The following is a 13,453-nucleotide window of genomic DNA, read 5'->3' on the forward strand; positions in this document are numbered from 1 at the left end:
CTGCCTCGTAACGGCCCCTGCTCTGGAACAAAACGCAGCCTGACCCTCTTGTTTTCTGGCTAGTGAGCTCGTCGTGTCATCATTGTTTTATGAATTCATTAGTAGCAGTTACTGAATAAATGAAGGGTATCGAAAGAATCCTGCTTTCTTTCGGTTGGAGGGATAGTCGGACCGATTTAGTCAGCACTCATGCAACGCTCAAGCCTGCCGTTTAGAAACCGGGCGTGAAGCACTAGTCGAACGTCTATCAATTACTCGCTTCTTAGCGGTTCGACTAAATAGGCGAGAATAACGGCTATATAGGCAAGATCATTCAGATTTCAGAACATTTACTGACCATATATTCCATTAACTTAATGATTAAATGGTCTAGGCTACCCACTAGATGAATCGGAAATTTAGGAGAAGTACGTGCGATACGTTGCAAAAGGTATATTGATTTGTTTCGTTGTCGCGTGTGTCACTATGTTGGCAGCTTGGCTTTTTCTGTCTTCTGCGTTGTTTTCTTCGATCAGGACTACTTTCGTCGAAAATCTGATCTCTAAGAAACTTGGTCAGGACGTTAGAATTGAAGATGAAGTGCGTCTGGGACTTGGTTGGCAATTGCAAGTGTCAGCGACAGGGCTGGAACTACCCGGTTCTCAGAATGCTGATGTGAAACTTGCAGCAATCGATGAGATCGAGTTTGAAGTTTCCGCGCGCGACCTTTGGAACAGTAAACTGTCACTAAGTGGTCTTTCGCTCTCAGGTGTTCATCTTAACCTAATCACAGACAAAGACGGCTTCGGAAACTGGCAGTCCATTTCCCAAACGGAAGCTGAAGCCGGAAAACCTGCAAATTCCCCGACGCCGCCGTTAGCCGGAATTCTGACGGACCGCAAAATTGATCTGACTGATCTCGCCATTTTTTATCAGAACGATTTAAACGGACTTGAGTTGGATCTGCAGCTTCCTGAGCTGCTCTTAAAGCGTGATACGGAAACCGATGTTGCGACGGCAGTCGGGGCCGGTTCGCTAAACGGAGAGAGGTTTGAACTGAACGCGACATTTCCCGCGAAAGACCCGTTTCAAGTGGCGTTGAACTTTGAACAGATTGCGATTGCCGCAGATGAAGTCCCTCAAGAAAACGGCCTACAAGTGAAGACGAGCATAGAGATTGCAGAACTTGGCCAGCTTCTCGATATCCTGAAGCTTAACCAAGTCTTGGACGGTACGGGGAATATAGGTGCAACGTTCAAATCAGTCGACGGCGTAGCGCGGATTGACGGCCTATCTGTATTGGCTGAGTTGGATGGCGGGCAAAGCCTTTCGCTGACTGGGCAGATCGGGGAACTGGGCAACCCGGAAGACGTATCGCTGACAACCCGAATTAGGTTGTACCCAGAAGATGCGGAACCAGCGCCAGCCGCCTCGCGATATGATCTTAAACTTATCGCGGTCGACATGGTTATTGACAGCGTACCCGGGCAGGTGCCGCAGCGACAAATGGTCATTAAGACCAACGGCTTCACGTTGGACACGTCCGGCGAAGGCCCGCCACCGATTAAGTTCTCCGAGCTTTCCAAAACACCAGAAGGCGCCTTAAAGGTCGGAAACATCAACCTGAGAATTGGAAACCCCGCCGATCCGTTTATCATTTTGAACGGTTCGGTCGATGACGCGCTTCAGTTGCAAGACATATCAGCAGAAGGCCTAATCGATATACCGGCAAGCAGTTTGATCTCGCCAGAATTGTTGGGACCAGACGACCAGCTTGGCAGGTTTTCCGGTGACTTCCACTTGAACGGTGACATCAATCAGCTTTCGCTGACGAATTTGGATGGGAAGACAAGCGATACGGACGTCTGGAACCTTGAAGTGCATGGCACTGTCAAGAATGTACTCAAATTCGAGGACCTGGATTTGGGAATTGATGTCTCAGTCCCATCCGGAGCGGACCTTTTGGAAGCCCTGTCGCTTGAACGCGTCGAAACCGGACAGGCACGCCTTGAAATCGACCTTGTTAGCGAAGGCACCGATTGGAACGCTAGTGCCAATGTTGAGGTCGCCGACTCTGTCTTACAGATATTGGCCGATCTAGATGATGCAACAAGTGAGCCGGTGCTGCGGGGTTCCATTGAGAGTGACCTGATAAAGATAGATCAGATCCGAACTATCGTACAGGCCGCTGCACAGTTGCGGAAAATAGGCGGTCCAGAGCCAGAGGAGAAAGGGTCTAAGCAAGAAGACGAAGGCGATCAAGGTGCGTTGAGAGATGTAACGCTTAAACCTATCGGACGTTCAATTCTCTTGTCCGGTATAGATATGGATGTCGACGTAGACCTTCGTCACATAGAGGGTGCGAAAGGCATCAGCAGTTTGCAGAGCGAACTGACGCTCAACAAAAACGAGCTTAAGGCTGGGCCTTTGAAGTTTGAATACGGAGGCGCAAGCTTCGACGTTAGCGGGCAAATGGATCTATCAAACGACGCGCATCTACTCACTTTGACCGGCAATGCAGGTGGCTGGCAGCTGGATGATATTCTTCACAACCTGAACTTCAAAAAGGGCGCAAGCGGTACAGTCTATGCAGATTTTTCGATTACAGGCGGAACCGATTCACCCAAGCATTTTGCTAACAGCATGAGCGGCAATGCCACAGTCTCACTGCGTGATGGCTCGATCGAGACTCAGCTTTTAGATCTGGCGGGGCTTGGGGTGCTACCTTGGGTGTTTACCAAGGACAAACAAAAGGTAGCTCCAATTGTATGTTTGCGAGCGCCGATTATTATTTCTAATGGAAACCTCTCGACGAAACAAACCACATTGGAAACAGATCACGTCCAGGTTGTCGTCTTTGGCGCTGTTGATTTGACTGGCAAGGCCTTGGACTTAAATCTACAACCCCGCAAAATCGGAGAACCTCTTTCGAAAAGCCCCTGGCCAGTGACTTTAAAGGGCCCGCTGGCTAAGCCGAAGGTTAAGGTCAAAGACGGGCCAAAAAGACTGAAACGATCGGATGGTGCGGACAAAATGCCGGTAAAAAGAAAACTTTGCGTTCCGGATATTTTACAACTGCAGTAGTGGCGGAGGCGATCAGTTAAAGTCAAATCTAACGTTCAGAAAGGCAGACTTTGCTTCCGAAATGCAATTTCTGCTTTGGGCTCGATGGAGATGTTCAGCAGAATTCAGTGAATGTCTGCAACGCGAACTATTCCGGTCATTCAAGTTGAACGGAATTTCTGAATGGCTTGGTATTGTCAATTGGACTTGTCATTAGACAGCTGTCGAATTGAACTGTCAGCGTTGGTCAGAGATCAATACGATACGACCGGGTAGTCGCCCTAACCCAATGCCCGTATGCCAGCTGGTCTGTGTTTCTGCGCTATCCTTTCAAACATCTAAATTTGAAAATATGATTCGATGCCTAGGGAGGATAACTTATGCAGAGGTTAATGTTGCCGACAGCACTTGCTACCGCAATTACTTTTACGATCTCTACCCCCACTGAAGCACAAGACTTTGATCCGTCATCGCTTTCGACTTTTGGATCGAAGCCTAACATAATTCTTATTGTCTCTGATGATACCGGTTACTGGGATCTGGGCGCCTACCCGAACACAACGCGCTTTTAGTCGAAGGCCTAAAGAAAGCTGGTGTTAAGCCGTAGAGTTGGTCCAAATGCCAAAGCTCGTAAACTGCCGCAGACAAAACGTGCTAAAGGCAGATCCAATTTTGGCGCAATGTTCTCGAAAGGTTCTAAGCAATCGCTCATTGCTTCAATCGGCGACGACTGTTCCAGCCCTAAGCGGACATTCGTAACAAGGCTTTGCAGTTCCGGCTTCGGACTATAAGCCATCAGAGATTGATGGGAGGTGTCGTCACACTGGTTAGCGTCGCCGTTGCAAACAGGATCAGGACAACAGCCAACATCTCCATTGAAATCGACCTCCGGAGAGCAATTTCCGCGCCGCGCTTCTCAGCCCTGAGAGCCGGAACAAATCTCAGCTTGTTCAGCGCCGCGAGGCCAAGAAGGGCAGAAACGATCACGACCTTGATCAAAAGCCCCAATCCATATGCCGTCCCAAACAAGGCGGCTATGGAGCCCGAAAGCAACCACGCGAGCGCTGCGCCCGCAACAATCAGGACGGCAACTCCATAAGCAGCGACACTGCCAAAGTGGTGCAGTAGATCGGCCCCAGTGGGAGTGAGAGCTGCTTTGCGCAAGGGCAGGAGAGCACCGACCCAAAACGCGGCAGCCAGCAGATGAAGAACCAGCAAGACCGCGAGAGCCGCTCTAGGCTCTCCGAGCGAGTGCCCCACCTGGGCAAATGAAATCGCAATGGCGAGGCAACCCACCAAAGCGACCCACTGACCTACGCGGGGGAGCAGGATTGCCAATATCGCGAGTTCACCCACCCCTCGCCAAATCGCGGCGGTGCCAAGCGGACTATCCCAAACAAAACCAAGCATCATTGGGTCCGTCGCGCCCTCAAAGCCCATCCCGGATATCCGCGTTGCTCTGATGCCAAAACGTAGAGCAAGTACGGCCAAACCGACAATCGCAGCTCCGACCGCGAGGTGCCGCGCAAGGCGTAGAACAGACTCTTCAGCGCGCTTGGCAAAGAGGGCCGTGAACAGGACGCCACCCATCGCTAGCAACACCGCACCGTAGCCAAGTGCTTTCGCCAAAATGGCCAAGACAACAACACCGTCAATGGGGGCCAGTCCAGTCATTTAGCGACTGTGAAAGAGAAGCTGCCCTGCATCGGGTGACCGTCGGAAGCCATACCGCGCCAGTCGAAGCGGTAGCTTCCGGGTGCAAGCTCTTCCAACGGCACAGCCCGGAATTCTGTAGCGGGGTCCATACCCGTTTCGCGGTCAATTTCGACGTCGCCATCTGGTGAGGTCAGCGTGACCGAGATGATGCGCATCGGATCATCGAACCGCATGGTAAGCTCCGGCACGTCCGTGACAGTCGCGCCGTCAGCCGGCGTCGTTTCTTCGGACTTGGAATGCGCGGCCGCAAGTATTGGAGCCATTGCTACGACCAAGCCGATAAGAGTTTGTTTGATCATCTGAGTTTTCCTCTATTCGGAATGGGCATTCAGCTCGTCGTGGTATTCACGAAGGTCATTGGGCCAGGTTGACTTGATATAAGAAAGGACCGCTATGATTTCGTCATCGCTGAGCACACCTTCATAGACCGGCATCCCGGTTGGGGGCGCATTTTCCATCAGTCCGGCCAGGCCAAATTTGGTCAAGGTGAAGAGCGTTTCATCATCGTGGTGCCACGTATGCCCTGTGGCGTCATGCGGCGGTGCTGGTAGCAAACCATCCTCGCCGCGTTTCCGCCAGTTTGGCTGTCCTTCAAGGTTCTCACCGTGGCAGACAGCACATTGGTCCGCGTAAATATCTTGGCCATTGGCGACAACTTCCCCGTCATCAGGTGTCAAAAGACCGACCGCTTCAGAGGCTTGGGCCAGAACGAACGCTACTGTGAAACCGGCGAGCGCAAGCCCACCGGTAGCCAAGAGTGTTGTGCGCCCTACCATCAGGTGTCGAACGGCTGAGCTGTGCCCGCGCGGTAGTACACCGTTCCGGTCCCAGCCTCTCCCCCAAATGCGATGATGTCGTAGCGGGCGGACGGATCGTCGCCCATACCAGGAGAGCCCATTGGCATGCCAGGAACAGCTAGCCCTGTGATGTCAGGCCGATCCTTCAACACGGTTTCCAGTGCTTCGAACGGCACATGGCCTTCAAAGACATAACCATCGGCTTCAATGGTGTGACAGGATGCGAGGTTCAACGGGATACCCCGCGCTGACTTCTGTGCCTCGGGGGCGGTCAGTTCCTCAACGGTTACGGCGTAGCCACGTGCGCGAGCCAAGTCGGCCCATGCGTGACAACATCCGCAACCTGGTGAGCTGAGCACGTGCATTGGAGTGCCTGCACGGACGGGAAGAGCGGTCGCGATGAGAGCAGTTGCGGACAGTGTGGTGAAGTGACGACGTGTGATCATGTCTGTCGGTCCTTTGATGTGAAATTTGAACGGATTGCGGGCGGGCGCCCGTTGCCGTTCAGGCTTTCGGAGGACCGGTGGGGACGCCCATTGCGAGGCCCGAAAAATCGGAATCAGCGTGCATCACACCACCCTCTGAGATCACCAATGGAGCAATCGGCGAAATCCCCGCCGTGGCGACAAGATCACTAAAACAGAATGCTGAACCCATGCCGCTGGTGGTGTCGCAACAATCCGCAACAGCTTTCTCGGCATTAGCCAACGGATCGTCGTCCGCCATTTGAGCATGATGACCAGAATGATCCGATCCATGGATCAAGCCATGCTTCACGGACGCTGCGGATGCGCCAGAGAATGCAACAACAAGAAGTATCGACAGGATCAAGCGAAACATACCAAATATCTACTGGGGGTATGTAGTTTTGACAAGTTACGAGGATGTGTCGAAGCAAACGATCCTAGTTGCATCCATTGAAGTTGCCCCACAACTCTGGATCCGGCCCGTCTAGAGCGGTGGTACATGAATCATCTGAAATTCCGGTAAAACTGAATTTTGACTGACCTGCGCATTAGTCAGCAACGGAAAGGTCAGCAGGTTGGTGTTTAGCCCAGAGTGATGCCGGTGATGAAGGTGTACGAGCTTTCAACCAGATCGATGACGACATCCAGCTCTTCGGGTGTGGTTGGAGTATAGATCATGACAAAGCCGCTCCACCCAGGACGTTGCTTGGCCCAAGGGTGAGCTACGGCCCAGCCAGCCTCAATTGCCCTTCGAGCCATTTCTGGGTCGAGCGAGGCGTGCAAGCTGCCATCAGGATGCATGTGCGCAAACTCAAACCCACCGACGATAGAGTTCGGTTGGGACAACAACATGTCGGGTTCAAGCTGAAAGCCAATCGCGCCAGGAAGCGATATGCGTGTCGGGCCAAGCGTGACCCCTGGTAATTGCGCAACACGCTCCAGCAATAGCTTGGCCAAATCGGCATCAATTTCGACACCAATCTGAGTATGCGGTACTCCGCTTGTCGTTTCAGGGCGGGGTGAGGTGCGCTCCGGCAAGGAGCGCTCTTGTGCGAATGCCAACGGGCACGTCAACGCCACCGCTATCGCAGCAACCGCCAGTAGTCTAAGGAACACATTCATTTTGTTGCCAGCCCGTCAAAAGTTGAGAATGAGCGCTCAGCGCAGTATCAGCGCCCTTGCACACATTACTCAGCCTTTAATGCTTCGATATTGATCAAGAGCTCTATTTCGTCGCTCACCGCTGGCGCAAATGCCCCAAGTCCGAATTCAGACCGCACGATAGTCGCCGTGGCAGCCAGCCCCAAGGTCGGCGTGCCCTCTTTCGGACCAAACGGGTATGGCGCTGACTTGTTAAGCGTTGTTTCCAGAACAACAGGTTTGGTGACGCCATTCATGGTCAGGTCGCCAGAAATATCCGCGGTGTTTTCCCCGGTCACTTCAATGCTGGTTGAGGCGAATGTGACCACGTCACCGTCACTCGCGCTAAAAAAGTCATCGGACATGAAGTGTTGCAAACGGGCATCCCAGCCCGTGATCATGGATTTTACAGGCATAGACACTGTGACAGATGACGCAGACGGATCATCTTCGTTGAACTCTATCTCGCCGCTAAAACCTGAGAACATTCCAAACGTTTCTGAGAAACCGATGTGGTCGTAGCTGAACAATACCTGGCTGTGTCCAGGATCCAGCTCGTAGTTGCCACTCTCGGACAATGCGGTTGTCGCGCCCATCGTTAAGAGTACCGCCAGCGGGGTTGCTGCCACTTTGAACATTGATACGCTCCTATTTTGAAAAGACGTGTTCGCGAAATCGAGTATTGAGCTTTAGCTTTTAGCTGGCCATGCTTATAGAACAAAATGTTCTATTGTGCAACAAAATGTTCTATAGGAGGGGTGATTGAAAGAAGATCCTAGGCTGATCGCCACACGGCAGGCCGCGCTTGATGCGGCGCAAAGGATACTGAGGGAAGAGGGCGTACTGCACGTAACTCATGGTGCAGTTTCGAAGGCAACTGGCATTTCGCGCAGCACACTTTACAGGCACTGGCCAGATGCGCGTTGTCTGCGTGATGCAGCGTTCAGGCGCATCGCAACACCGCCGAACATACCGCCCAAAACCGATGGCCCGCTGCGATCTGACCTGCGCTGGTTACTCGGCGTACTGATGGGAGCCTTGAATGACACACCATGGGGCCAAATCGCGCCTCAGGTGGTCGCTGCTGCGTCCACCGACGAAGAAGCGCGGTTGGTGATCACTGAATTCATGAAAGACAGGTTCGCAAGTGTTGAAGCAGTATTTGCAGCCGCAATAGACCGCGGTGAGATCGCCGCGGATGTTCCGGTTGAACAGCTTATAGAACTAGCAGTCGCGGCACCTTATTTCCGCAAGCTCATACGTCACGAAGCACTGGACGAGGATTGGTTGGATCGACATGTTGATCTGCTTTGCAGTATCGCGGAAATCAATTCAGGACAGTGACCATCGCCTGACTTTGCAATCAAAGCAACCTGCAACAGGCGCGAGATTTCGGCAGAACAGCAAATTAGATCAAAAACATATCCAGCCAGTTCCCAATAGCGGTTGCTCCAAAAGGTCTCGGCAAAGATTCGCAATGATCGTTCTTCAAAGTTTGAAAAGTCCGCTTTCTGCTCATCGCTGACGTTGATGGCAACCTAAGCGTCGTTCGCTATGAGCTCAACGCGGTCATCTGACAAAAACTGTCGGATGACGGCTTTCCAGCGAAACCCCCTTCCCGCACTTATACGCATTTTTCAAAATGTCCCTCAACCTTTGGCAGCCCCACCTAAGCGGTCTACCTCCCAATAGTGAAACTTTAGAACGAAGTAGATGTAGGCAGACAAACCTGCCGCAACGAAGCACCAGATTGACGTGAAGGCATGAGAAGCAAAAAAGAACCCCAAAGCAACGGAAACGACAATTAGATACCCGAAACCTCGTAAGCCTTTATCGCTCGATCCCACAAGCGGAACGCAGATCACCAAAGCGTAGAAAACACGTGCAAAGTTCCTCGTAGTTTCGGACGGGAACGTTTCTATGTTTTCATACTGAATGGAGTGTTGAGCTAGGCCAATATCTAGGTTTGCTGGTGACAACAACACTGGTAAGTAAAGCAACAAGCCTAAGCAAAAACCAATTCCGCAAATCCCTTGGAATATGAGCCTGCGACGCCGGTTACGTTCAATCGAAGCCGCGGATAGCGGAACCCAAAACGGCCAAAAGAAATAGGCAAAGAAGAGAAACGTCAACGCAGCTGCCGAAGAAGGGTTTGCCGACGGGTTGTCAATGGACACCCACAAGAAGCCTTCGGACAATTGCTGAATCCCAAAGAAAAGTGGAAAGCTGGCTAGCGGAAGAAATCGTTCGCCCATTTGCAACGCCAAACGTATCGTAAGACCACTGCAGGCTATGATTGCTGCACCGGCTACAAAACTGGCTTGTGATGAGAAACACATGCTTAGACACCTCTGCCGTTTTACATAGCTGAAGTCGTTGAAGCAAAGAACACTTTTCATTCCGAAGTACTGGCTTGTGCTGCCTAAAGGGGGCATTGTCTGTTGTCTGGCCAACTATTTAGGAAACGGTGCTGTCAGGTAAATTCGGACCAGTCAAATCGGACCAAACAGCGGAACGTTGGTTGTTCAGCGTCGACGATCTCAGCGGCAGGGTCCGCGAAGAAATTGGTTAAAAAGTTAAGTGTCTTTATGTTTTCTTCCGACGTACCAAGGAATGCCGATAGCCTGTGCTACGCGGATTTTCGGGCTCGTCTTTTGACCTTCTTCCCCATGCTGTTTGTCTTGGCCAACGAAATCGCTCCGGCCTTGAGTTTACAGTTGAGGAAGTGACTTCAACGCTGGCTTGCAGCTATCAGGAAAAATCGCGGTATTGAGGCTCACCCTAACTAAAATGTATCCATCACTCGGAATTAGCCGCGCTGCTAACGATCCGTCCCTCCGGTCCAGTTGATGGCGCGAGTTGCGAATCCAATCCGGGCTTTGCAGGCTGTCACATGCACCCCAAACCTGTAACCTGCGCGTACCACCCATCCCTCGGGCGCCGTTTTTTTCGGTCCAACCGTCTGAATTGTACGTATTAGCAATATCACAAATCACGAACGGTTTGTCTTGTAATTTGATCCCGCTGCTCCACTGGCAGCGAACACTCCAGTTATGCTCAGTGGAACTGAGATCACGAATTAATTGGAATTGGGAGGAAAATCATCACCAATAGTTTAGACGTGAAAACCACATGGGCTTCGGTAATGGATGAAACCAAAAACCCACTAAGAAATCAGTCCTTACCCGTGGCCCATTTGCTGATGCAAATGTTGGCATGGATGTGGAGCGCAATTTTCTCGCTTATGGTCGGCAGTTACTTCGTGTTCGGCGTAACAGCGGCGGCGCATATGCTACTGATAGGCGGTCTCTTTGTAACACTGTTGGTGTTCAGAAAGTCGGAAGCGACTAAAATCGACTAATTCGCTTCTGTTGCTGACGGGTTTCCCCTGTGCCCCGGTGGTCCACAGAGTTCCTGCTCGGTCGGTATGGCGTGGTCTGGCGGTTCGACGCCGTGATGGTTCAAGATTCGCAAATCGCGGCAGAACTGGAACATAGTCGCGTCCCACCTGCCAGCCGCCGTACGAAAGCGTAGATCGCTGAATCTTGCCGCCATCTGGCACAGGCACGGCCTCCATGTTCGTCCAACCTTTGGCCTATCCCTCCGTTGCGGCGGCCCACGCTGCACCTCCAGGAGGTTCACTTAGTCAGTTGCTCAGCTTCGTCGATCAGATCAGCGACACACAACGTAAATATTGAATGCCCTACGGCCGCCCGCTCTTACCATTCCTTGCAGTAAAAGCGCTGGCTTTTTGTGGTCTGGGCTATCTATTGATCCGTATTCCCAGTACCCGGTATGCATAGCCCTCTTTGCAAATCGGGCGTTCCCGCGCTGCGAGTGTGCAAGCTTCCGTCGGCGCGGGAGCTTTGATTGGCCCGATGGCGTTTCAGTCTAGTATCCAAACTGCCACCGCTCCCGATGGTTCGCCTTGTCGTGAACGCCTCATTGATCGAAGGCGACATGCTTCGCAAATTGCTTCAGGCTAACGGATGACTCGATCGAGCAACTTTGCAAGAAGTCTATAGATACCTGATCACAGGTCGCCAGATCGGCGAACAAATAGTATTTTAGCGTCAGTCAAACACTCTAATGGGTGAGTTCGCCATAATCCGTTCGATTGGAGGCGCTGAACTGGTTCCAAATCTGCTCGCTGAATTTAGACCCAACCCAATCAACTGCACGACCTCCGGCGACCCAGTGAACTTGCTGTGGCTTCCAGAATCGGAGTTCACAATGTCGGATAGGTCTATGACAAGAACTCCGAATTCTTTTTCAAGTTCCTCCGCATCAGATGCCCCAACCCTAGGGATGCCACCTGCCAATCGGCGTGAGAATTTCAAAGCACTGTCATCTTCTGACGTCAAAATGAAGATTTTCTCGGTGATCGACTGGGGGATCGCCTCCATGTGGCTTCTGAATAAGTCGATATCGATATCTGGCGAAGCAAGCATGATGTTTTCAACTTTCGTGATGCCTCGCGCGCGACCAGTCTCGACGGAGTTGACAATACCTTCCATAGTTAAAAGGCAACCCATCGAATGAGCGAAGATATTGACACTTGTAGCGTTGGTCTGTTGAAGAACACTCGCAACTTCAGGAAGTTTACTGCGTGCAATCAGCGTGCTGTTTAAGTCGTAGACATACCCAGTTGTCTGAGCAGAGGACGCCCAAGACATTAAAACGGGCACTCCTTCGTATCCAGAGTCCTCAACGAACTGCGCAAGCCTCAAAAGTGCATCAGTGGTAGTGTTATTGTAGCCGTGCACAAAGAAAAGGATTGTGCGTTTAGAAGGTGGGCGAGAGTTCAATTCCTTGTTTACCGCGGAAATAAACCTTGCATCGCTGGAATAGACAATAGGGTCTATTATTGTGAACTCTTTGCTCGGATCAGGGGGCAACTTCTTGGGGCGTTTCAATTCGCCAATCTCATGCGTTGGAGGAATTGTCACATCGACCGACGCCAAACCGACTTCTTTTGCTCTGTCTCCGGAGAAAAAAACACCCTGCACACCTGTTGCCGCCCTAGTCGTCGCCATAAAGATTTTTTGCTTCTTCACTCCAGCTTGGTCTTCAATGCTAACCTCAGGATTTTCTATCCCGACCAGTTCAGGAGGTCGTGAACACGCACTAACCAGAACCATTAGCCCCAAAATGAGCAGAGTGAGCTTTAACACTTCGCTTTTTTTGGTCATGTGAGCAGCCCTATTTGACGCATCCAATGTGATTGTAAGTGCATCTAGTAAATATCATCTTTTAGTGTTTGGGGACACCTACTCGTATGGCCTCCGAATAGCCGTCCACCAAGCCGAAGGCCTCAGCCTTCTCAGTGATATCCCCCAATCGAAATATCTCTTCGATCGATAGATCAGTGTTCATGCCCCCATGATCATAAAGAAAATATGGGAAATACCCGTTGACAATGATTCTCCAATCCATCGGTATTTTGATGCCAATATGCCGTGCGATCTGGACCACTGTACGTGAGCAATTGGTGAACACGGAATTAAACCAGTGCGGTTTTTCTACGACCCCGTTCGCCGCTGCAACATACCCTTCGAGAAGCTTCCTACGATTCCCAGGCACTGTTCTGAGTCTAAAAATCTGAACGCGAGCGCCCTGAATGTTCGAGCGTAAGCCGACAACATCTTTTTCTTCGCTCGCCACAACTGCAATCGAGTGCGCTTTGAAAAAGTCAGCAACTGGCGAGAAAGAAACCCCCTTCTCTCGACGGACTTCATTTGACCAAGCAAGGTACCGCCCGTCTTTGAAGCCAAAGCTCAAAATCATATGCGCCATGGATGGCCCGCCCCAATACGACATAAAAAGATCCACTGTCTCAATCTGCGAGAGATTGTAACTGCGCGTTTCCCATGTCTCCGTCACGTCGGTTTCGCTTCGCCAATCGAAGTTCCGTACATTCTCTAGTGTTAAGATGTCCCCGTCGATTGACCCTGTTACCTGTTGCGCGACCTCCGGAGACCAATTTCCCGCGGACGGCGGAACCAGCGTGTTCCACCACAAATTCAGTGCAACAAGAGCTGTTGCGAAAACAACGAGCCAGCGCCACCGCGCCCGTGTAAACATTGCGACTAGCGTTCCCATGCCGAAGACTGCGAAACCACCGCAAACGACCCACTTCAGCCACTCGGGTCCGGGAAGTTTGAACCATAGAGCGAGAGTTCCCCAAATTACGGAATAAGCCAGGGCAGGAAGAAGCACTGAAACACTTAGAACCGTAAAGACAACTCGCATTCTAGAATGCTCCTCCAAATGATGTGAGCAATCTTAAGC

General features: G+C 51.5%; 14 protein-coding genes. 4 read left to right on the forward strand and 10 right to left on the reverse strand.

Annotation, left to right across the window (positions count from 1 at the left end):
* The first annotated feature begins 411 nt into the window (after positions 1-411).
* Positions 412-3,063 (forward strand): AsmA family protein, encoded by a 2,652-nt coding sequence (locus ACR0KN_RS06205; protein ID WP_480652187.1) that lies wholly within the window; start codon positions 412-414, stop codon positions 3,061-3,063.
* A 774-nt stretch (positions 3,064-3,837) separates the two neighbouring features.
* On the opposite strand, the gene ACR0KN_RS06210 is transcribed toward ACR0KN_RS06205, so the two are convergent.
* The 7 genes from ACR0KN_RS06210 to ACR0KN_RS06240 all read right to left on the reverse strand — a co-directional run bounded on the left by ACR0KN_RS06210 (position 3,838) and on the right by ACR0KN_RS06240 (position 7,800).
* Complete coding sequence (locus ACR0KN_RS06210) at positions 3,838-4,716, reverse strand: CopD family protein (protein ID WP_480652189.1); 879 nt, start codon at positions 4,714-4,716, stop codon at positions 3,838-3,840.
* A complete protein-coding gene (locus tag ACR0KN_RS06215) occupies positions 4,713-5,057 on the reverse strand; it encodes a copper resistance CopC family protein (protein WP_260023800.1) in 345 nt (114 codons plus the stop codon). Before ACR0KN_RS06215 ends, ACR0KN_RS06210 begins: the two co-directional genes overlap by 4 nt.
* A gap of 12 nt (positions 5,058-5,069) precedes the next feature.
* Positions 5,070-5,534 carry a c-type cytochrome gene (locus ACR0KN_RS06220; protein WP_480652191.1) on the reverse strand — a complete coding sequence of 155 codons (465 nt, stop codon included), beginning with the start codon at positions 5,532-5,534 and terminating at the stop codon, positions 5,070-5,072.
* Positions 5,534-6,001, reverse strand: a complete 468-nt coding sequence (locus ACR0KN_RS06225) for a DUF411 domain-containing protein (RefSeq protein ID WP_480652192.1) — start codon at positions 5,999-6,001, stop codon at positions 5,534-5,536. Before ACR0KN_RS06225 ends, ACR0KN_RS06220 begins: the two co-directional genes overlap by 1 nt.
* Before the next feature lie 58 nt (positions 6,002-6,059).
* Positions 6,060-6,395 carry a hypothetical protein gene (locus ACR0KN_RS06230; protein ID WP_480652194.1) on the reverse strand — a complete coding sequence of 112 codons (336 nt, stop codon included), beginning with the start codon at positions 6,393-6,395 and terminating at the stop codon, positions 6,060-6,062.
* A 209-nt stretch (positions 6,396-6,604) separates the two neighbouring features.
* Positions 6,605-7,144: a luciferase domain-containing protein gene (locus ACR0KN_RS06235; RefSeq protein ID WP_480652196.1), complete on the reverse strand. Its 540-nt coding sequence runs from the start codon at positions 7,142-7,144 to the stop codon at positions 6,605-6,607.
* A gap of 65 nt (positions 7,145-7,209) precedes the next feature.
* A complete protein-coding gene (locus ACR0KN_RS06240) occupies positions 7,210-7,800 on the reverse strand; it encodes a YceI family protein (RefSeq protein WP_480652198.1) in 591 nt (196 codons plus the stop codon).
* A gap of 124 nt (positions 7,801-7,924) precedes the next feature.
* Between ACR0KN_RS06240 and ACR0KN_RS06245 the strand changes: the two genes are divergently transcribed.
* Positions 7,925-8,506: a TetR/AcrR family transcriptional regulator gene (locus ACR0KN_RS06245; RefSeq protein ID WP_480652200.1), complete on the forward strand. Its 582-nt coding sequence runs from the start codon at positions 7,925-7,927 to the stop codon at positions 8,504-8,506.
* A 305-nt stretch (positions 8,507-8,811) separates the two neighbouring features.
* Here the strand turns inward: ACR0KN_RS06245 and ACR0KN_RS06250 are convergent, their stop codons facing one another.
* Positions 8,812-9,561 (reverse strand): DUF6629 family protein, encoded by a 750-nt coding sequence (locus tag ACR0KN_RS06250; protein WP_480652202.1) that lies wholly within the window; start codon positions 9,559-9,561, stop codon positions 8,812-8,814.
* Positions 9,562-10,307: 746 nt separating this feature from the next.
* Here ACR0KN_RS06250 and ACR0KN_RS06255 point away from each other — a divergent pair.
* Together ACR0KN_RS06255 and ACR0KN_RS06260 are read left to right on the forward strand one after the other, a co-directional pair.
* Positions 10,308-10,523, forward strand: a complete 216-nt coding sequence (locus tag ACR0KN_RS06255) for a hypothetical protein (RefSeq protein ID WP_480652204.1) — start codon at positions 10,308-10,310, stop codon at positions 10,521-10,523.
* Between the two features lie 214 nt (positions 10,524-10,737).
* Positions 10,738-10,860, forward strand: coding sequence for a hypothetical protein (locus tag ACR0KN_RS06260; protein ID WP_480618108.1), 123 nt, complete (start codon positions 10,738-10,740; stop codon positions 10,858-10,860).
* A gap of 375 nt (positions 10,861-11,235) precedes the next feature.
* Here the strand turns inward: ACR0KN_RS06260 and ACR0KN_RS06265 are convergent, their stop codons facing one another.
* Together ACR0KN_RS06265 and ACR0KN_RS06270 are read right to left on the reverse strand one after the other, a co-directional pair.
* Positions 11,236-12,354 carry an alpha/beta hydrolase gene (locus ACR0KN_RS06265; RefSeq protein ID WP_480652206.1) on the reverse strand — a complete coding sequence of 373 codons (1,119 nt, stop codon included), beginning with the start codon at positions 12,352-12,354 and terminating at the stop codon, positions 11,236-11,238.
* 61 nt (positions 12,355-12,415) lie between these two features.
* The gene (locus ACR0KN_RS06270) at positions 12,416-13,414 is read right to left on the reverse strand and encodes a lipoprotein N-acyltransferase Lnb domain-containing protein (RefSeq protein WP_480652419.1); all 999 of its coding nucleotides are present in this window, start codon (positions 13,412-13,414) and stop codon (positions 12,416-12,418) included.
* Positions 13,415-13,453: the final 39 nt, after the last annotated feature.

It is taken from the genome of Ruegeria sp. AP7 (assembly GCF_056539905.1).